Genomic DNA, 17,842 nt, shown 5'->3' with positions numbered 1-17,842 from the left:
TCAAAATGGTTTCCTAAAATGTAGAAAGCCAAAACCACTTGTGGTTTTGGCTTAATGAGCGATTACTTAGTTTCACGGTGAAGAGTGTATTTCTTCTCGCGAGAGCAATATTTTTTAAGTTCAAGACGCTCTGGATTGTTACGCTTGTTCTTTTTAGAAATGTAGTTACGTTCGCCGCAATCTGTGCAAGCTAAAGTAATGTTTACGCGCATCATTAACCCTCCCACTCTATATCAAGAATTTAAATTTGAGCATGATTTATACGACTAACCTATTATAACATAAACTGAAAAAAAATCTACCTTCATTTCATATTAACTTTGCATATGGTAAAATATCTTATAATTACATACTACATTGAGGTGAAACTATTGGATTTATCCATCCTATTAATGAGTATCGGGATTCTTCTGATCATCATATCGTTCTTTTTCAAAAATAGTTCACAAAAAATCGAGAAAGATGTCGAAGAATTATCCATCTCTATATTTCAAGAAACGAATAATTTAAAGCGTCGCATGAAAATTGTCGAGGAAGAACTTTTATTAGAGCCTGAGTTCCAAGTGAAATCAAAATCAGCACCTAGCCCTCAGCAAGTACAAAGTCCTAAGGTTCAACAAATGATGCAAGCTGTTCAACAGGCTGCACAAGCTTCAAAGGTTACATCAGCAACAACGCAGACTAAACCCATTCATCAAATTATCGTTAGTCAGGTTCACGAATTAAATAAACAAGGTCTTTCTGTAGCAGAAATTAGTATCCGTTCTAATTTAACAGAAGAGCAAGTTCGCCAAGTGATTGCAAACGGAGGTCGATGATTGATGAACAAATCTGCCATCCGCGCATTCGGTATTGCAATTTTTCTTGTCGGGGCTTTGCTAGCTCTCGCAGGCCGCTATGATGTAAACATTGGTCTTCCTATGAAAGATTCTCCTAATCTGCAACAAGTAGAAGAACTGCGAATGAAGTTAGATAAGGCAAATAAAGAAATTGCCTCATTAAAGGAACAATTAAAGCCAGTACATAAGACTGAAGAAACTTCTTCACCAGATGCTTCTGAACAATCTGCTGATAAAACTAACACTGATGAGAAGATGATGACACTGCAAATATATAGTGGGATCACACCGTATATTGTTGCACAAAAGCTTGAGGATGGTGGCATCATTACAAATAGTGTTGAGATGGAGCTACTACTCGCAAACGCAAAATATGCTCGAAGCTTACAGATAGGCTCCTATGAGGTCAACTCTTCCATGACTCTTGAAGAAATTGCAAAATTAATCACAGGCAAAAAACAATAATATTAAAGCTGTCGCCAAATGAAGCGACAGCTTTTTTCTGTATCATTACGCTATATTTTCTAAAAAGGCTTTCATCATGATACTGCCTTCTTTTGTGCCAATGGATTCCGGGTGAAACTGCAGTCCATAAAGATGGTATTTTTTATGTTGAATCGCCATAATTTCCCCATCATCACCTGCTGTAGCAATAATGTTGAAATCTTTGTGCAATGTCTGTGCTTCAATAATAAGGGAATGATAACGCATAACCTCAATGTCTCCATTTAGTTGTGCAAATAAGCCCGTATTCTTATACTGAAGCGGTGACAGCTTTCCATGCATAATGTTTTTGGCTTGCACAATATTTGCCCCGAAAGCCTGCCCGATCGATTGATGGCCAAGGCAAATACCTAAAATAGGGAATTTTCCATGTAGCTCCTTAATCACATTCACAGTAATACCCGCTTCAGCCGGCGTTCCTGGTCCTGGGGATAAAATAATAGCTTCGGGTGACATTTCTTGAATTTCTTCTATTGTAATAGCATCATTTCGAACGACTGTGACACTTTTACCAAGCATACTGATTTGTTGAAATAGATTGTAGGTAAAGGAATCATAATTATCAATTAATAAAATCATTTTCTTACCTCCAATAGCGCACGAGCTTTATTAAGTGTTTCCTCGTATTCCGACAATGGATCTGAATCATAGACAATTCCAGCCCCTGCCTGTACATGTGCTTGTTGATCTTTAATAATCATTGTACGAATAGCAAGTGCCAAATCCATATCCCCTGTAGTTGAAATATAGCCTACCGCTCCCGCATAGACACCACGCTTAATCGATTCTAATTCATTTATCAGCTGCATGGCACGAATTTTAGGTGCCCCTGACACCGTCCCAGCAGGTAGAGATGCTCGTAAAACATCTAGAATGTGGAGGTCATCTCGTAGTTCCGCCGTTACCTCTGAAACAATATGCATGACATATTTATAGCGTTCGATAGTCATGTATTTCATAAGCTTTACGGTACCAACTTTGGCAATACGCCCTAGATCATTGCGCCCTAGATCCACTAGCATTCGGTGCTCTGCTATTTCCTTTTCGTCCTCTAACAAAGCTTTTGCAATTACTTCGTCCTGTACTGTTGTCTCACCGCGAGGCTTTGTACCTGCTATTGGGTTCGTTGTAACCATACGATTTTTAACTTTCACAAGACTTTCAGGGGAAGTTCCTAAAATAATATAGGAACCAAAATCCATGTAAAACATATACGGTGATGGATTAGATGTACGTAATTGACGATAAAGTGAAAATGGAGAGCCTGTAAATGGTGCTGAAAAGCGTTGTGATAGCACAATTTGAAAAATATCGCCTCTCAAAATATGCTGCTTAGCTCGATCCACCAAAGAGACAAATTGCTCCTTTGAAAGCATTGGCTTAAAATGTAGTTCATCTACCTGCAATGCCTCAAAGGTCGTACCTGCACAAAGTTGTTGTTCCATCGTTGTAATAGCATTCTCCATTTCTGCTAATGAACGTCCCTCCTGAAATAGATCAATTGAAGCTAACGTAATTTCCTGTGTTAGATGATCAAAGACAATGAATGTATCATAGAAAAATACATGGACATCTGGCATCACTAATTCATCCTGTAAATATTCTCCGATTTTTTCCGTATAAAAAGCTGTTTCATAGCCAAAATAACCGATGGCTCCACCAAAAAAGGCAAAGGGATAGCTTTCTTCATGGAAGGGTATGACTTTCTTTAATTTATCGAGTACATTCCCCTTTGATTTGTCATTTTCTTGTCCTTTGGAAAAGTAGAATTCTTCCTTGTTTCCTTTTAATTCAGCTACTGGATTTAGGGCGATAAAAGAATATCTTCCACTTTCCTCATGCTTAGCTGATGATTCGAACAACATTTTATGCTGCCCTGTAAGTGATTGATACACAGAGATAGGGGTCATCATATCCCCCTGTAAAACTTTCATGGCATACTTTCTAACCTCAACTGTCATACTCTTCTCTCCTTCTCTAAGCTCTGCTCTTCTACACCAATATATCTTGATGTCTCAAGAAAACTCTGTTACATTCGATTGAGACATCATCTTGATTCAACGGTTGCTTAAAATCCGTATGCAAATTAAGTATTGATCTCCCTCATAAAAGGAGGAAATCTATTATACCTGGCATCATCATTTTTCGGAATAAATATTGCTGAATCAAAATAAAAAAGGCCTCTCCATCACAAAAGGACGGAAAAGCCGTGGTGCCACCTTCATTGGTCTTTAAGCAAGACCCTCTCTAAGCCTTATAACGTAGGCACACGCTAATCCATACTTGTAGTTCAGGATTAGAGCTCCGAAGTCCATTCACTATTCGTTTGTACTAGTTTCCACCAACCACTAGCTCTCTATGACAAATCAATAATAGTTACTATTCTTCATCAATGCTGATTTCTAGCTAATATTGTAAAGCAAACTATCACACAATTCAATTTATTTTTGTTTTATAAATCGTTATCCTCTGGAGAGGACGCTAACGTAATTGAAAAATCCTTCACTATTTGACGAATGGCGAATAAAATATCCTGCCGTACTTCCATCATAATAGCTGTGTCGTTCGTTGCGATAAAGAAACGTATGAGCACACGATAACAATTATGATGAAATTCATCAATATAAACATGAATCATCTCTTTCTCTGTTTGAGCATGTAAATATATTTCCTTATGCATAGCCGATAAAGCGCCACGGATAGTATCCTCATCATTTTCTGCAGCTATATAGAGAAATTGTTCGCATTTTCTTTTTTCTCGTCTCGATAAATTATAAATTGGTCGATTGACTAAATAAGAATTCGGTACATACACAAGCCCTTTATCTCCTGTTTGGATTAAGGTACTTCTAAGATTGATATCTTCAATTGTCCCTTCGATTTTCTGATCTTCAGTCGCTATCCAATCCCCAATTTGGAATGGATTATCTAATGCTACGGACATGCCCCCAAACACATGAGCTAATGTATCACGAATCCCAAAGGCAATCGCTACTCCTGTTAAACCAATCCCTGTTAAAAAACCATTGAGATTGAAATTCCATAACGAAGCAATCGTAAACATAGCAAAAATCATAATAAGTACTTTACCAATTCGTAGAAAAAACGGTAATAAAACATTCTGATCCTCTTCACTCGTTAGTTCAAATGGCTGCTTCGTATAAAAATGTAATACATCGTAAACACCTTTAAAAACAAAAAACACCATAAGAGATAGGACAAAGTTTTTTGTTGATTTATGCGTAAACAATGGGACTTCTATTAGATATGATAGACTGAGAACAATGACAGCCGTCATAAACGCAAAGCCAATTGCTTTACTAAACTGGGCTAGCACGTTTGCTTGGAAATGTCGCTGACGATTTCTTAGAAATGTTACAACACGGTTAATAATTTTTTTAATGACAAATCGTTGAATAAGCCAACCAACTAGACAAATGATGATGGCAATCAAGACATCCATCCATGTCGGGACTGTAAATTTAGGTAAAAACCAATGTAATGAATCCATGTATTTCTCCTTTAAAGTACCTATGTATCTCCAACAAAAAGGAGCTGACCTGTAGTAATAATGGCTAGCCCCCTTTTGTTATTGTATTGCATCATCCGCAAAAAAAGCCTTACTAGCAAACCAAAATTGCTGTTTATTAAAATTATGTTCCTGCATCGCAATGACTGAAAATTCAGCATGGTATTTTTGCTTCATTTCCTCTAGCATGATTTTCGTTTGCTTCCCTACTAAATGCTTTCCATCAATGGGCGTTCCTTCTGTAAAAATGATAACTTCTGCTTCAGCACCAAGTTGATTTTCCTGCAGCAACGCTTTAACAAACTGCAAAACAGGCAAAATAGCAGCCTCTCCCTTTGCCTTATATTCGATAAAGCTTTTAAAATCAGCTAAATTTAAATGTCCATTTTCAAAGCGGTAATGAACATGTATTTGCTGATCATAAGGGACAATATATAAATCGCGACTTTCACGATGTGCATTCATAAATAATGGCAAAATCATGCTTTTACAAAGCTCTGAGTAAACAGCCATCCCTGTAGTTTGTTCCAAACAAATAATTAACGGACCAGGCTCTTGCTTATACTCATGAAATGGAACATAAAACACATTTCCACTTTTCAACGTTTGCTGCTTGAGCTTTTGACGTCTGAGCTCTGACCATTTGTGTTCATAATACAAACGTTGTTCACGGCCATCAGCTAAGCGTTCAGCTTTCTCAATAGGAGGGATATTTTCTCTTATTTCATGCATAATATCTGCCAATTCAAGTGCAAATGCTGCCATATTGCGTAAAGGCTCACTCTTGAAAAAGTAGTCGATGAAATAACGTTGCTCCCTGTCGTTTAGTTCTTCAAGATGTAGATTTTCATACAAAAAATGTAAATAGTTACATTGCTCTTCTGTCATGTCCAAGTTCAATTTTTCTATGAGTGATTGTATCGGATTTTTCACGTAGCAGCACCTCCAAAGCACCACATTTTTTGGATAATGTCTATAGTATAACCAAAAAATTTTTTTGACAATACAAATACGCTCGTTATATTGACGATACTAAAAAAACTTGGTTGCTCCTACAAGTGAACTTTTGTCCAAATAAAAAGAAGAGCTTTATTAGCAGCTCTTCCCCCTTAATTATTTAATTCATAATGTTTGCCTTTGACTAAGTAAAATAGATGTTCGGCAATATTTGTGGCATGGTCAGCCGAACGTTCTAAATAGCGGCAGATAAATGTGAGATGTGTAATTTGAGAAATATGTGCCGGATTTTCTACACCAGCGCGAAGTAAAAGTGTAACCGTTGCACCATATAAATCATCTACATAGTCATCTAATTCAGCAATTTCTTTAGCACGCACTGTATCTTCTTCTGTAAAGGCCTTCATGATACTCTCTAACATTTCTACTGTTTTATTACACATTGTTTGCAAATTAGTCATCGGAAATACTATAGGTTCTTTGCCAATTCGAATGGCTTCTTTAGCGATGTTGACTGCATAATCGCCCACTCTTTCCATATCGGATGCGGCTTTTACAAGGACCATTAAACGGCGTAAATCTGTTGCCACTGGTTGTTGCTTAGCAATCATTAAAATAACATGATCATTTATCGCTTCTTCAAGACGATTAATCACTAAATCATCTTCTAAAATTTTTAAGGCTTTTTCTAAATCCTGCTCTACTAAAGCTTCAAACGCTGTTTTTAATGCTAGGATACTACTGTTGGCAAGGGCCACAAATTGTCCCTGCACTTCTTTCAGCTCTTGTTCAAAACGCTCACGTACTACCATCTATTGCTCCTCCTTAGCCGAAACGTCCTGAAATATAGTCTTCCGTACGTTGATCTGCTGGTGTTTGGAAGATGATATCCGTTTTATCGTATTCTACTACTTCTCCGCTAAGGAAGAATGCTGTACGATCGGAAATACGTGCAGCTTGTTGCATGTTATGTGTCACGATAACAATTGAATAATCCTGCTTCAGCTCTTGCACAAGCTCTTCTACTTTTAATGTAGAGATTGGGTCTAATGCGGATGTTGGTTCATCCATTAAGATGACATCTGGTTCAATCGCTAAGCAACGAGCAATACAAATACGTTGTTGCTGACCACCTGATAAGCCATAAGCATTTTGATTTAAACGATCTTTTACTTCATCCCAAATTGCTGCGCCACGTAGCGACTTCTCAACAATTTCATCCAGAATTTTTTTATTCTTAATACCGTGGATTCTTGGTCCATATGCAATGTTATCATAAATAGATTTTGGAAACGGATTAGGTTTTTGGAACACCATTCCTACACGTGTTCTTAATTCCTCAACCGTATAATTTTTATCTAAAATATTACGTTCACGATATAAAATTTCACCAGATGTACGAACACTTGGTACAAGCTCGACCATTCTGTTTAACGTTTTCAGATACGTCGATTTACCACAGCCAGAAGGCCCAATAATCGCCGTTACTTCATTTTCATAGATGCTTAAATTAATATCCTTCAAGCCATGATGATCGCCATACCATAAATTTAAATCACGTGTATCATAGACAATACTTTTGGCCACTTCCGCAGCAGGCTTAGTTGTCGCTCTAATCGGTTTAACAATTGTTTTTTCATCTTTTAAATCTAGAACCATAAGGTCACCTCATTAATAACGTTTTTGGAATTTATTTCGAATAAAGATGGCAATTGAATTCATCAATAGCAGGACAGTCATGAGCACTAAAATACCTGCGGCTGCCACATACTGAAAGGCTTCTTGTGGTCTTTTTGCCCAATCATAGATTTGCATTGGTAAGGCTGTAAATTGACTCAATAAACCGTTCGGTAAAAACTGAAGGATAACTGGAATCCCGATAACAACAAGTGGTGCTGTTTCTCCAATGGCACGAGACATTGCTAAAATACTGCCTGTCAGAATACCTGGAATTGCAGCAGGTAGCACAACACGTAAAATCGTTTGCCATTTTGTTGCACCCATACCATATGAAGCTTCTCGTTGCTCATTCGGTACAGCACGAATGGCTTCCTGTGCAGCCACAATGATAACAGGTAAGATTAATAAACTCATTGTTAACCCAGCAGCTAAAATACTTTTACCTAGACCCATCATACGTACAAAAATTGTTAACCCTAGCAAACCAAAAACAATGGAAGGTACACCTGCTAAATTCGATATATTCATTCGAATAAAGTCGTTGATTCTATTTTTCTTTGCATACTCTTCTAAATAAATTGCAGTACCTACACCTAAAATAATCGATACAGGTGCAACAACTGCCATTAACCAAAGCGAACCTATTAAAGCTGCCTTGATCCCTGCCTTATCTGCAAACCTCGATGCAAAATTCGTTAAGAAATCAATATTTAAGTAATCAATTCCTTGTGTCACGATGCGATATAACAAAATGGCTAATGTCACAAGCGCAAACGTAGTAGCTAAGAAAAATAATGCTTTCCAAACTTTATTGAATGTAATACGCTTTGACATTCGTTTCATGACGACTGTATCATCCATATAACGCATGCTAGTAAACCTCCCTGAAGCGTTTAGAAATATAGTGAGCAAGTAAATTCATTACTAGCGTAAAGATAAATAATGTAAATCCTACTGAATAAATAGAGTAGTAAATAGTTGTACCATAGCCTGCATCACCAGTTGAAACTTGTACAATGTATGCAGTCATCGTTTGAATGGAATCCGTTACATTGAGATCAAATTTCGGTGTAGAACCACCCGCAAGAGATACGATCATCGTTTCTCCAATTGCCCGGGAAATAGCTAATACAACTGAAGCTACAATTCCAGATAGTGCTGCTGGTAATACGACTTTGATTGCTACCTCAAATTTTGTTGCTCCTAGGGCTAAAGCTCCCTCACGCATACTATTTGGTACAGAAGACATCGCATCCTCTGAAAGAGATGTAATCATTGGTAAAATCATGATCCCTACAACAATTCCTGGGCTTAAGGCATTAAATAATTTTAGTCCAGGTACAATTTCCTGTAATAGAGGTGTGACAAACGTTAAAGCAAAGAAACCATATACAATCGTTGGTACACCTGCTAATACTTCTAAAATAGGTTTCACAATTCTTCTCGTTTTCTCACTTGCATATTCACTTAAATAAATAGCTGAAGCAATTCCAAATGGCACGGCTACTACAACTGCAATAAGTGTCACTTTTAATGTTCCTGCGATTAACGGCAAAATCCCAAACAACGGTTCATTCCCTGAAAACGGTAACCATTTTGTACCAAAAAGGAAGTCCGTAATCGACACACGTTTAAAGAATTCAAACGTTTCAAAAATAAGGGTGAAAACAATGCCAAATGTCGTCAAAATAGAGATAATAGCTGCAGAAAATAATAGAGTTGGCATTGCTTTTTCCACTATTTTCTTTGTTTTTTGATTGCGCGAATTTGCAATTAATTGCTGAACAGATGATGTCTTATTTTCCTTTTGAGAAACCATTGGGAACTCCTTTCAAATAAGCGAGGGAAAGAGCATACATCTCTTCCCCTCTATGCATGTCTACTTATTTTAAGCCTTCTAACGTTTTTAGGCCTTCAGTATATTTTTCTTCTGGTAAACGCACATAGCCTACTGCTTCAGCCATATCACCTGCGTTTTCAAGTGTAAATTTAATGAAGTCATATGCTGCTTCATTGTCTTTCATCGCACTATTTTTCACATATGTGAATAATGGGCGTGAAAGTGGTGTATATTCTCCACCTTCAATTGTTTCATTAGTTGGCTCTACGCCATTTACTTTGACAATGTTTAATTTATCTTTGTTTTCTAGATAGTAGGCATAGCCGAAGAAGCCAATTGCGTTTTTGTCACCAGCCACACCTTGCACTAGCATATTATCATCCTCTGATAATGTTGCTGAGCTTACTAGATCTGCTCCATCTAAAATGACTTCATCAAAGTAGTCGTATGTGCCTGAATCAGTTCCTGGTGAATAGTAAACGATTTTTTCATCTGGCCAAGATGGATCAATATCAGACCATTTTTTCTCTTTACCATCTTCAATCCAAATTTTTTGTAGTTGTTCTACCGTTAAATCCTTCGCCCAATCATTCTCTGGATTCACAACTACTGATAAACCGTCATATGCTAAAGCTAGCTCAGTAAAATCAATGCCCGCTTCTTCTAACTTAGCTTTCTCTTCATCTTTTATATTACGAGATGCATTTGAAAAGTCTGTTTCACCCGCGATGAATTTTTCAAAACCACCACCAGTACCAGAAACCCCCACTGATACTTTGACATCTGGTTGTGTACCTGCATACTCTTCAACAACTGCTTCAATAATTGGCGCAACTGTTGATGAGCCATCTCCAGCTACAGAGCCTTGTAGCTTTTCATCAGCAGCTTCTTGTCCTGAACTTGCTGGTGCGTTTGTTTCTGCATTGTTTCCATTTTGTGCAGAATCGCTACCACATGCACCTAGCATTAATGCAGAACCCATTACTGCTGTCATCGTTAAGTACTTCCACTTTTTCATCTCATTTGCCTCCGTCATGAACTGTTTTATAGTTATTTGTCTTACAATCTTTACTATAATGACTGATTGTTGAAGTCGTATAAACTGTTCGTAAAAGAGATGTAAAGGAATGTAATGCTTTGTAAACGATTGTAAAGATACATTTACAATTGAGGAAACTTGCTTCCTATAGGAAAGGTGTTATAATAGAAAATTGTGTCAAGAAGTATAATATATAGATTGAGGAAGACTCCTCTATAAGGGAGACTTTAGCGCAAGCATCTGAGGAATATCACAGAAAAATGATAATCATTATACAGAGCAGTATTGGATAAGGAGAGTTTGACCTTTGTCATGAAACATGCAAAAGTACAAAATGCCGATTATTTTAAAACATATTTGTCATTAATAATGGAACATCGGGAATTTACACTTCAAGAAGCCATTGAATTTATGATAGCTTCTTATTTCTATCACAATATAGAGCTTTATGGGAAAAAGCCTAAAGAGCAGTTTGAATTAGCTATTCAGCAATTATCTGCCTAACTTTTTCTTTCTATAATAGAAAAACCGCCAGGCACTTAAATGATCTGACCCAAAAAAGTTAGACATATTTAGTTAAGCTACTTCTAAGACCTGAGTTCGGTACTCCACCGGGCTTAGGTCTTTTAATTTTGCCTTCATTCGTTTGTGATTGTAATAGTGAATATAGTCATGAAGTTCCTGTTCGAAATGTGCCATGGATTCAAATTCTTGTAGATACAGGAGTTCAGATTTTAATAAGCCAAAGAAATTTTCTATGACTGCGTTATCTAAACAATTGCCCTTACGGGACATACTTTGCGTAATCCCATGTTGTTTTAAGGTTCGTTGATACTTTTTCATTTGATAGTGCCAACCTTGATCCGAATGAAGAACGACTTGATCACCTGATTGAATGCGCTCCAATGCTTGTTCTAGCATATCATGGACGAGGTTATACACTGGACGATTCATTACCGTGTATGCAATAATTTCGCCATTACATAAATCAAGGACTGGTGATAAATAGCGTTTCTCACCAAATAGATGGAACTCTGTCACGTCTGTTACCCATTTCTCGTTCATTTTTTTCGCTGTAAAATCACGTTGTAATATGTTTGGGGCAATTTTTCCGACTTTTCCTTTATACGAACGATATTTCCTCATGCGGACTTCACATTTTATGCCAATGGCATTCATCAAACCGTTAATCGTTTTGGGATCATGAACAATGCCGTATTTTTTAAGTTCTTTAGCAATCCGACGATAGCCATAACGTCCCTTATGTTCATGATAAATGGACTGAATTGCGACTTTCACATCAGCGTATTTATCAGTACGATTCAAACGCTTTTCCCAGTAATAATACGTACTACGTGGAATATCAGCGACTTTGATTAATTCCACCACTTCATAGATTTCCTTTAGTTCGTAAATTACTTGCGCTTTGATTTGGTTGGTAATTTTTCTTTCATTTGAACTAAAGTATTCAACTTTTTTAAGTATGCATTCTCCATTTCTAATTGTTTAATACGTGCTGTTAACGCCTCAACAGACCCTTCAGCTGGTATTGATTTCGTTGTTCTTTTTGTGTCTTTTTTCATGGATGGACGCCCCTTTTTCTTGGAAACAAGAGCATCATAACCACCAACTTCAAACTTTAATTTCCAACCCCGAATTAAGCCAGAAGATGAAATATTAAAGAGAGCAGCTGTATCAACTGAAGATGTACCTGTCTCGTTCATATAATTTAGTACATTCATTTTATAGTCAGCTGAATAGTTTGTATAGGACTTTAAGAAAGTCTCTACACCATTTTTTTGATATCGGCGAACCCATTCACTTACAACCCTTTTTGTCACTCCGATGTCTTCTGCGATTTCAATCATAGATTCATCTCCATTTAAGTATCGCTGGACTGCTTGAATACGTTGTTCAGCCTTTACTTTTGCCATAAAAAAACCCCCGTAAAAGTTAGATTGGTGTCTAACTTTTACGGGGCAGTTCATAAATGCCTAGCGGTTTATTTATTGTTGCTCATCTTCACCAATCTTTTCCTCTGTAATGGCAGGTAAAATTGGCTGTTTTACATTACTATCTGTCACTTTTTCTGCTTGATATTTGGCTTTTAATTCAAAGTATTTATCTAATGAACGTCTAGCAATTACGTTATTATGGGTATAGTGTGTATTCAAGTTTGTCGTTGCCCAAGGAATAACAACAGCATAAGCAATTTCAGGGTTTTCATATGGTGCAAAACCAACATGTGTTAAGTTGATCGTGTTTGTACCAAAGTATTCACGTAGTGGACCATAGTATACTACCTCTGCAGTACCTGTTTTACCTGCTGCTGTATATGGAGCATCAGCGAATTGACCACGTGCTGTACCTTGTGTACCAGTATAAACACGACGAAGCCCTTGTTTTACATAATCAATCTCTTCTTGAGGATTGTCAATTTGATTCAAAATAGTTGGCCCTACTTCAGTCACTAACTGTCCTAATTGCTTCCCATCCTGTGAAGGATCACGAACCTCTTTTACAACATGTGGCTGAATACGGTAGCCACCGTTAGCAATAGTTGAAATATATTGTGCTAATTGAAGTGGTGTATACGTATCATACTGACCAATCGCCAAGTCGAGTGTTTTACCACCCGTTGTTGGCCCTGATGGACCTCGTACCCCACTAAATTCATTTGGTAAGTCAATGCCTGTTTTTACACCTAAACCAAATTGCGCATAGTTATTACGCATTTTTGGGAATGTATCATCCTTTAAACGTAAAGGCATACCATAACTGTACGGTGTTCCATTAATTAACAGCGCAATCTTAAACATATAAGAGTTGGAAGAACGTTCTAATGCCAACTGGTCATTCATTGGTACATAGCCACTTCGGTTAAAAATAGACGCTTTAGGTTCTGTGCTAGCTAATTTAATCGGCTCATCTCCCATCGAAGTGCCCATCGAAATAACGCCTTGATTGTACCCTGTAAGAACGGTTGCTGCCTTAACAGACGAACCTGATTCATAGGCTGTTGTAAATGATCCATATGAGTAGTCAACAATTATATTTTTCCCCGTTTCAGGGTCTTTTTCTATTTTCTTACCAACCATAGATAAGATGTCCCCTGTATTCGGGTCCATCATAATTAAAAAGGCTCGATCTAATAAGTACGATCCAGGAAGTGCCTTTAAATTAAGCAGTTCTTCTTCTACAATCTTATCCGTTGCAGCTTGCAACTCACTATCCAATGATAGGATTAAGTCTTTACCCGGCTCCCCTTCATAAGTGGTAACTGTATCGACTACCTGTCCTTTTTTATTGGTAATATTTTTGACGACTGTTTTTTGACCTTGTAGTAATTCTTCATATTGGGCTTCAATATAACTTTCTCCCACTCGGTCATTACGTGAGTAGTCACGTGCTAAATAATAATTGAGCTTCTCTTTCGGTATCCCTTTTGTTGGAACCGTTGTACGTCCAAGAATAGATAAAGATGATAACTTTACACGTTTCCAGTCTGTTGTTGTGTTAACACCTGGCAGTTCAGTTAAACGCTCAGATACACGTGCAAATTCTTCTGCTGATACATTTTCACTTTTAATAATTTGAGGAGATAAATTATAGCCAGACACCATTTCTCGATAAATAGCTAATACTTCTAAATCTTCCTCTGTTAATTGTAAAAGCTCTTCATTCGTAATACGTTCTCGTACCAGTTTATCAATCTCTGCATTGATTTGACTTGTTGTAATATTTTCTTTTGTTCGGATCTTTGTTTCTTCTGCCTTTGTGACCTTTTCATAGGCAGCATCGTGATTTTTGAGTATCCAGAAATCTTGTTTATCACGCAGTGTGACACGATTTGTTGGTTGTTCAATTAATTGTGCTAACTTTTTCGCGATATCGAGCATTTCCTCTGATGTTGTCGTTTGCATTTTCGTATACGTAATCGCATTTTCTGGGTGATTATCTACTAAAATACGTCCGTAACGATCATACATGCGACCTCTAGGCACACTTGTATTGACAGGAACTTCTTCTGTACGTTCTAAAATACGTACATAATCTTCCCCTTTGACGATTTGCATATAGCCAAGTCTAAATATTAACATTGAAAATACGATAAATATTGCAAAGAAAAGGATATTCATACGAAATGTTAAATTAGAGTGATGTTTTGCTTTAACACTCGCCGCGCGGTTTTTTCCTGGTGCTTTGCGCATATGTATTCCCCTCCTCATCTTCTAATCATTTCAATACACGATACTAAGTATACCATTCGAAGGTATGACAGAAAAGCACGCACTTACGAATTCTTGTGGAAAACATCATTTATTTGACGGTCTTTCTAAAGAAAGGTTGCCTTACTTTCTGCTACCTAACATTTCGATATCCTTTATTCGTCAGATTAACAATTCCAAGCTGCAAACTTGAACATTTTTTTCCAACAAAAAAGGCTATGCCTCAGTGATTGCTCACCGTTGGCATAGCCATTTACTTAACATTATTATTTTGCAGCTTGGAATTTAGCTTCTACTACATCCCAGTTTACTACGTTCCAGAATGCACCGATGTAATCTGGACGACGGTTTTGGTAGTTTAAGTAGTATGCGTGTTCCCAAACATCTAAGCCTAGAACTGGTGTTTTACCTTCCATTACTGGAGAGTCTTGGTTTGGAGTAGACGTAACAGCAACTGAGTCACCATCAACGATTAACCAAGCCCAACCTGAACCAAAGCGAGTTGTAGCAGCTTTAGCAAATTCTTCTTTGAAAGCATCGAAAGAACCGAATTTAGCATCGATTGCTTTTGCTACTTCGCCAACTGGTGTATTTGAGCCGCCTGGTGCGATTACTTCCCAGAATAATGTATGGTTAGCATGTCCGCCACCGTTGTTGCGTACAGCAGTTTGTTTGTCAGCTGGAAGAGCATCAAGATTTGCGATTAAGTCGTTAATATCCTTTTCAGCAAATTCAGTACCTTCTACTGCTGCGTTTAAGTTTGTTACATAAGTATTGTGGTGTTTAGAATGGTGAATTTCCATTGTTTTTGCATCGATATGTGGTTCTAATGCATCATAAGCGTAAGTTAATTGTGGTAATTCGTAAGCCATTGTTAAGTTCCTCCCTAAAATAAGAAATAATTAGTACATCCTTAGATTATCAAAATTGGTCAAACCATTCAACGAAAAATACTTCAATTTGAAGATTTCAGCCTTTTGACCGAAATACCGATACGTTTACTATCTTACCCTTACGTCACAATCATTAAACATCAAAAGTGAAGGCTAAATCGCGATAAAAAATACAATGATCATCACAATTTGAATGACAGCTTTGGCAACTGTAGATGTTAAAAAGCCAATTAAGGAGCCTACACCACTTTTCACTGCCTCACTAAATGTGCGTTTTTCAACAATTAATTCTGCGATCACTGCACCTAAAAATGGGCCAATTAAAATCCCTGCCACTGGAATAACAAATGGACCAATTAATAAACCAATGGTACTCCCCCACATGCCAGCATTGGAGCCCCCAAACTTTTTTATACCAAACGCATTTGCCACAGTATCGGCTCCAAATAATAACACTACAAATAGTATTTCTATCACCCAGAACCACCAGTTTAAGTCTGCGAATGAGAAAAATACGCCATATAGCAAAAATCCACCAACCAAAAACAGAACACCCGGGATGATGGGATACACTAAACCAACAAATGAAATAATAAAGCAGGCAATCACTAAGATCCAGCCAACAACTTCCATACAGTTTCTCTCCTTTTATCGTGCGTTGCCTTTCATACGGATTAACAAAGCGAAAAGTTTCATGTCGCTAATGACGAATACCTAAAATAGAATCTGCAATGTTTACCGCATGGTCCCCAATGCGTTCCAAATTGCTGACAATATCCATATAGACAATCCCTGCAGCCCCACTACATTCATTAGTGTTCAATCGTGCAATATGTTTTTGACGGAGTTTATCCTCCATGTCATCAATCAAGCTTTCTAACTCTGTCACTTCTTGGGCTAAACTTAAGCTCGCCGTATCCAGTGCTTCTATGCTTTTCCTTACAGCCTCTATTGCTAAACTAAACATACCAATCAAATCTTGTCTTGCTGATTTACTTAAGCTCACTTCATGGTGATCCTTGTATTGTAAAAGTTCTATTATATTTTCAAAATGATCGCCAATCCGTTCAAAGTCTCGCACATTTGTTAATAGGGTATGGTGTCTTACTGAGTCTGCACGAGAAAGAGGCTGCTTAGACACCATGACTAAATAATCCGTAATCTCGTTATCTAAATGATTAAGTCCAACCTCTAATTGTAAAACCGTAGGAATATGTTCAGATTCACCGGTTTTCATATATAAAAATGTTTCTTCTAATCCACGTAAAGCATGCTCACCCATTCGTAAAACTTCTTCTTTCGCTTGGCCAAGTGCAATGGCTGGAGAGGAATCAATAAATGTTGGATCTAAATGCTTTGTTGTTACATTAATATTGCCATCATGTCCTGGTAGTAACTTTGTAACCAATGCCGCTAGTCCAGCTATAAATGGTAATTGAATCATCATATTAAAGACATTGAAAGAGCCGTGTGCTACAGCAATTTGCATGCGAGGCTCTAAATGAAATACCCCGCTCACCCACTGTACGTATTGCATAAATGGTGTGAAAAATATCATAAAAATAATCGTGCCAATGACATTAAAAAGTACATGTGCTGCAGCTGCACGTTTTGCATAGATAGAGGCACCAAGAGAAGCTAAAACCGCTGTAATGGTCGTGCCAATATTTTCACCAAATAATATCGGTAAAGCACCATCTAAGCCAATTAAATGTTCTGCATATAAACCTTGCAGCACACCAACTGTTGCAGTAGAGCTTTGCACTAGTAATGTAAAAATGGACCCTAAAAATACACCTAATATTGGTTGATTACTTAAATGAAGCGTTAAGGATGCGAAATCTGCTAGTTGATGTAATGACTGCATACTAGCACTCATCAATTCTAGTCCTAAAAATAAACCCCCAAAGCCAAATAGTATTTGACCAATATGTTGATACGTTGCTTTTTTCAAGAAAAATAGACAACCCGCACCGATAGCTAGCAAAGGATAAAAATAGATACCAATATTAATCCCAATAATAAAAGCTGTAATGGTAGTACCAATATTTGCCCCCATAATTACGCCGATTGCTTGACGTAATGTTAAAAAACCAGCACTCACTAACCCCACAGTGATTACTGTTGTTGCCGAACTTGATTGAATGCAAATTGTTACAATGATGCCCACTAAGACGCCCATAATCGGGTTAGTGGTAAAGCGATTTAACCATTCACGTAAACGATCATCCGCTGATTTCTGAAGCCCCTCTCCCATAAATTTAATGGAAAATAAAAATACCCCTAACCCACCTAAAAACTGAAAGAGTATGCTTTGCCAATCGATTGTCAA

18 protein-coding genes and 1 other annotated feature are annotated in these 17,842 nt (G+C 37.4%); of the genes, 3 read left to right on the top strand and 15 right to left on the bottom strand.

What is annotated here, in order from left to right:
* Positions 1 to 62: 62 nt before the first annotated feature.
* Positions 63 to 212 (bottom strand): 50S ribosomal protein L33, encoded by a 150-nt coding sequence (gene rpmG / locus SJW71_RS08880; RefSeq protein WP_008408521.1) that lies wholly within the window; start codon positions 210 to 212, stop codon positions 63 to 65.
* A 150-nt stretch (positions 213 to 362) separates the two neighbouring features.
* Between rpmG and SJW71_RS08875 the strand changes: the two genes are divergently transcribed.
* Both SJW71_RS08875 and SJW71_RS08870 read left to right on the top strand, forming a co-directional pair.
* Entirely contained in the window at positions 363 to 818 is a 456-nt protein-coding gene (locus SJW71_RS08875) for a hypothetical protein (RefSeq protein ID WP_312506843.1), read from the top strand.
* A 3-nt stretch (positions 819 to 821) separates the two neighbouring features.
* A complete protein-coding gene (locus tag SJW71_RS08870) occupies positions 822 to 1,304 on the top strand; it encodes a hypothetical protein (protein WP_274797351.1) in 483 nt (160 codons plus the stop codon).
* A gap of 45 nt (positions 1,305 to 1,349) precedes the next feature.
* Here the strand turns inward: SJW71_RS08870 and SJW71_RS08865 are convergent, their stop codons facing one another.
* The 9 genes from SJW71_RS08865 to SJW71_RS08825 form a co-directional block, all read right to left on the bottom strand.
* Positions 1,350 to 1,922 carry an anthranilate synthase component II gene (locus tag SJW71_RS08865; protein WP_429978774.1) on the bottom strand — a complete coding sequence of 191 codons (573 nt, stop codon included), beginning with the start codon at positions 1,920 to 1,922 and terminating at the stop codon, positions 1,350 to 1,352.
* Positions 1,919 to 3,304 carry an anthranilate synthase component I gene (gene trpE / locus SJW71_RS08860; protein ID WP_431812012.1) on the bottom strand — a complete coding sequence of 462 codons (1,386 nt, stop codon included), beginning with the start codon at positions 3,302 to 3,304 and terminating at the stop codon, positions 1,919 to 1,921. Before trpE ends, SJW71_RS08865 begins: the two co-directional genes overlap by 4 nt.
* Before the next feature lie 230 nt (positions 3,305 to 3,534).
* Positions 3,535 to 3,745 (bottom strand) — a binding site (T-box leader).
* Positions 3,746 to 3,795: 50 nt separating this feature from the next.
* Positions 3,796 to 4,854 carry a mechanosensitive ion channel family protein gene (locus SJW71_RS08855; protein ID WP_431812011.1) on the bottom strand — a complete coding sequence of 353 codons (1,059 nt, stop codon included), beginning with the start codon at positions 4,852 to 4,854 and terminating at the stop codon, positions 3,796 to 3,798.
* Between the two features lie 78 nt (positions 4,855 to 4,932).
* Positions 4,933 to 5,805 carry a hypothetical protein gene (locus SJW71_RS08850; protein WP_341386577.1) on the bottom strand — a complete coding sequence of 291 codons (873 nt, stop codon included), beginning with the start codon at positions 5,803 to 5,805 and terminating at the stop codon, positions 4,933 to 4,935.
* A 176-nt stretch (positions 5,806 to 5,981) separates the two neighbouring features.
* Positions 5,982 to 6,641 carry a phosphate signaling complex protein PhoU gene (gene phoU / locus SJW71_RS08845; protein WP_274793741.1) on the bottom strand — a complete coding sequence of 220 codons (660 nt, stop codon included), beginning with the start codon at positions 6,639 to 6,641 and terminating at the stop codon, positions 5,982 to 5,984.
* A gap of 13 nt (positions 6,642 to 6,654) precedes the next feature.
* Entirely contained in the window at positions 6,655 to 7,488 is an 834-nt protein-coding gene (gene pstB / locus SJW71_RS08840) for a phosphate ABC transporter ATP-binding protein PstB (RefSeq protein WP_431812010.1), read from the bottom strand.
* 12 nt (positions 7,489 to 7,500) lie between these two features.
* A complete protein-coding gene (pstA, locus tag SJW71_RS08835) occupies positions 7,501 to 8,379 on the bottom strand; it encodes a phosphate ABC transporter permease PstA (protein ID WP_274793743.1) in 879 nt (292 codons plus the stop codon).
* Position 8,380: 1 nt separating this feature from the next.
* Complete coding sequence (gene pstC, locus SJW71_RS08830; RefSeq protein ID WP_312506837.1) at positions 8,381 to 9,328, bottom strand: phosphate ABC transporter permease subunit PstC; 948 nt, start codon at positions 9,326 to 9,328, stop codon at positions 8,381 to 8,383.
* Positions 9,329 to 9,392: 64 nt separating this feature from the next.
* Positions 9,393 to 10,367, bottom strand: a complete 975-nt coding sequence (locus tag SJW71_RS08825) for a PstS family phosphate ABC transporter substrate-binding protein (RefSeq protein WP_274793745.1) — start codon at positions 10,365 to 10,367, stop codon at positions 9,393 to 9,395.
* 333 nt (positions 10,368 to 10,700) lie between these two features.
* Between SJW71_RS08825 and SJW71_RS08820 the strand changes: the two genes are divergently transcribed.
* Positions 10,701 to 10,892, top strand: a complete 192-nt coding sequence (locus SJW71_RS08820; RefSeq protein WP_274793746.1) for a hypothetical protein — start codon at positions 10,701 to 10,703, stop codon at positions 10,890 to 10,892.
* Between the two features lie 72 nt (positions 10,893 to 10,964).
* Here SJW71_RS08820 and SJW71_RS08815 read toward each other — a convergent pair.
* The 5 genes from SJW71_RS08815 to SJW71_RS08795 all read right to left on the bottom strand — a co-directional run bounded on the left by SJW71_RS08815 (position 10,965) and on the right by SJW71_RS08795 (position 17,842).
* A protein-coding gene (locus tag SJW71_RS08815) for an IS3 family transposase (RefSeq protein WP_274793488.1) occupies positions 10,965 to 12,322 on the bottom strand; the annotation gives its coding sequence in 2 pieces (ribosomal slippage) (positions 10,965 to 11,869 and positions 11,869 to 12,322; 1,359 coding nt in all).
* Positions 12,323 to 12,394: 72 nt separating this feature from the next.
* Positions 12,395 to 14,599: a peptidoglycan D,D-transpeptidase FtsI family protein gene (locus SJW71_RS08810; RefSeq protein ID WP_322605690.1), complete on the bottom strand. Its 2,205-nt coding sequence runs from the start codon at positions 14,597 to 14,599 to the stop codon at positions 12,395 to 12,397.
* A gap of 284 nt (positions 14,600 to 14,883) precedes the next feature.
* Positions 14,884 to 15,489, bottom strand: a complete 606-nt coding sequence (locus tag SJW71_RS08805; protein WP_016995356.1) for a superoxide dismutase — start codon at positions 15,487 to 15,489, stop codon at positions 14,884 to 14,886.
* 174 nt (positions 15,490 to 15,663) lie between these two features.
* The gene (locus SJW71_RS08800; RefSeq protein WP_274793748.1) at positions 15,664 to 16,143 is read right to left on the bottom strand and encodes a DUF456 domain-containing protein; all 480 of its coding nucleotides are present in this window, start codon (positions 16,141 to 16,143) and stop codon (positions 15,664 to 15,666) included.
* 67 nt (positions 16,144 to 16,210) lie between these two features.
* The gene (locus tag SJW71_RS08795; RefSeq protein ID WP_429978764.1) at positions 16,211 to 17,842 is read right to left on the bottom strand and encodes a Na/Pi cotransporter family protein; all 1,632 of its coding nucleotides are present in this window, start codon (positions 17,840 to 17,842) and stop codon (positions 16,211 to 16,213) included.

The organism is Lysinibacillus sp. FW12, from assembly GCF_050817245.1.
GTDB lineage: Bacteria > Bacillota > Bacilli > Bacillales_A > Planococcaceae > Lysinibacillus > Lysinibacillus irui.
The sequence above is the reverse complement of the archived record's forward strand: the minus strand, read 5'-3'. Positions and strand labels throughout refer to the sequence as shown.

Coding starts and splice junctions, on each gene's coding strand:
- rpmG (WP_008408521.1), bottom strand. CDS start 212: ATGCGCGTAAACATTACTTTAGCTTGCACAGATTGCGGCGAACGTAAC.
- SJW71_RS08870 (WP_274797351.1), top strand. CDS start 822: ATGAACAAATCTGCCATCCGCGCATTCGGTATTGCAATTTTTCTTGTC.
- SJW71_RS08865 (WP_429978774.1), bottom strand. CDS start 1,922: ATGATTTTATTAATTGATAATTATGATTCCTTTACCTACAATCTATTT.
- trpE (WP_431812012.1), bottom strand. CDS start 3,304: ATGACAGTTGAGGTTAGAAAGTATGCCATGAAAGTTTTACAGGGGGAT.
- SJW71_RS08855 (WP_431812011.1), bottom strand. CDS start 4,854: ATGGATTCATTACATTGGTTTTTACCTAAATTTACAGTCCCGACATGG.
- phoU (WP_274793741.1), bottom strand. CDS start 6,641: ATGGTAGTACGTGAGCGTTTTGAACAAGAGCTGAAAGAAGTGCAGGGA.
- pstB (WP_431812010.1), bottom strand. CDS start 7,488: ATGGTTCTAGATTTAAAAGATGAAAAAACAATTGTTAAACCGATTAGA.
- pstA (WP_274793743.1), bottom strand. CDS start 8,379: ATGCGTTATATGGATGATACAGTCGTCATGAAACGAATGTCAAAGCGT.
- pstC (WP_312506837.1), bottom strand. CDS start 9,328: ATGGTTTCTCAAAAGGAAAATAAGACATCATCTGTTCAGCAATTAATT.
- SJW71_RS08825 (WP_274793745.1), bottom strand. CDS start 10,367: ATGAAAAAGTGGAAGTACTTAACGATGACAGCAGTAATGGGTTCTGCA.
- SJW71_RS08820 (WP_274793746.1), top strand. CDS start 10,701: ATGAAACATGCAAAAGTACAAAATGCCGATTATTTTAAAACATATTTG.
- SJW71_RS08810 (WP_322605690.1), bottom strand. CDS start 14,599: ATGCGCAAAGCACCAGGAAAAAACCGCGCGGCGAGTGTTAAAGCAAAA.
- SJW71_RS08805 (WP_016995356.1), bottom strand. CDS start 15,489: ATGGCTTACGAATTACCACAATTAACTTACGCTTATGATGCATTAGAA.
- SJW71_RS08800 (WP_274793748.1), bottom strand. CDS start 16,143: ATGGAAGTTGTTGGCTGGATCTTAGTGATTGCCTGCTTTATTATTTCA.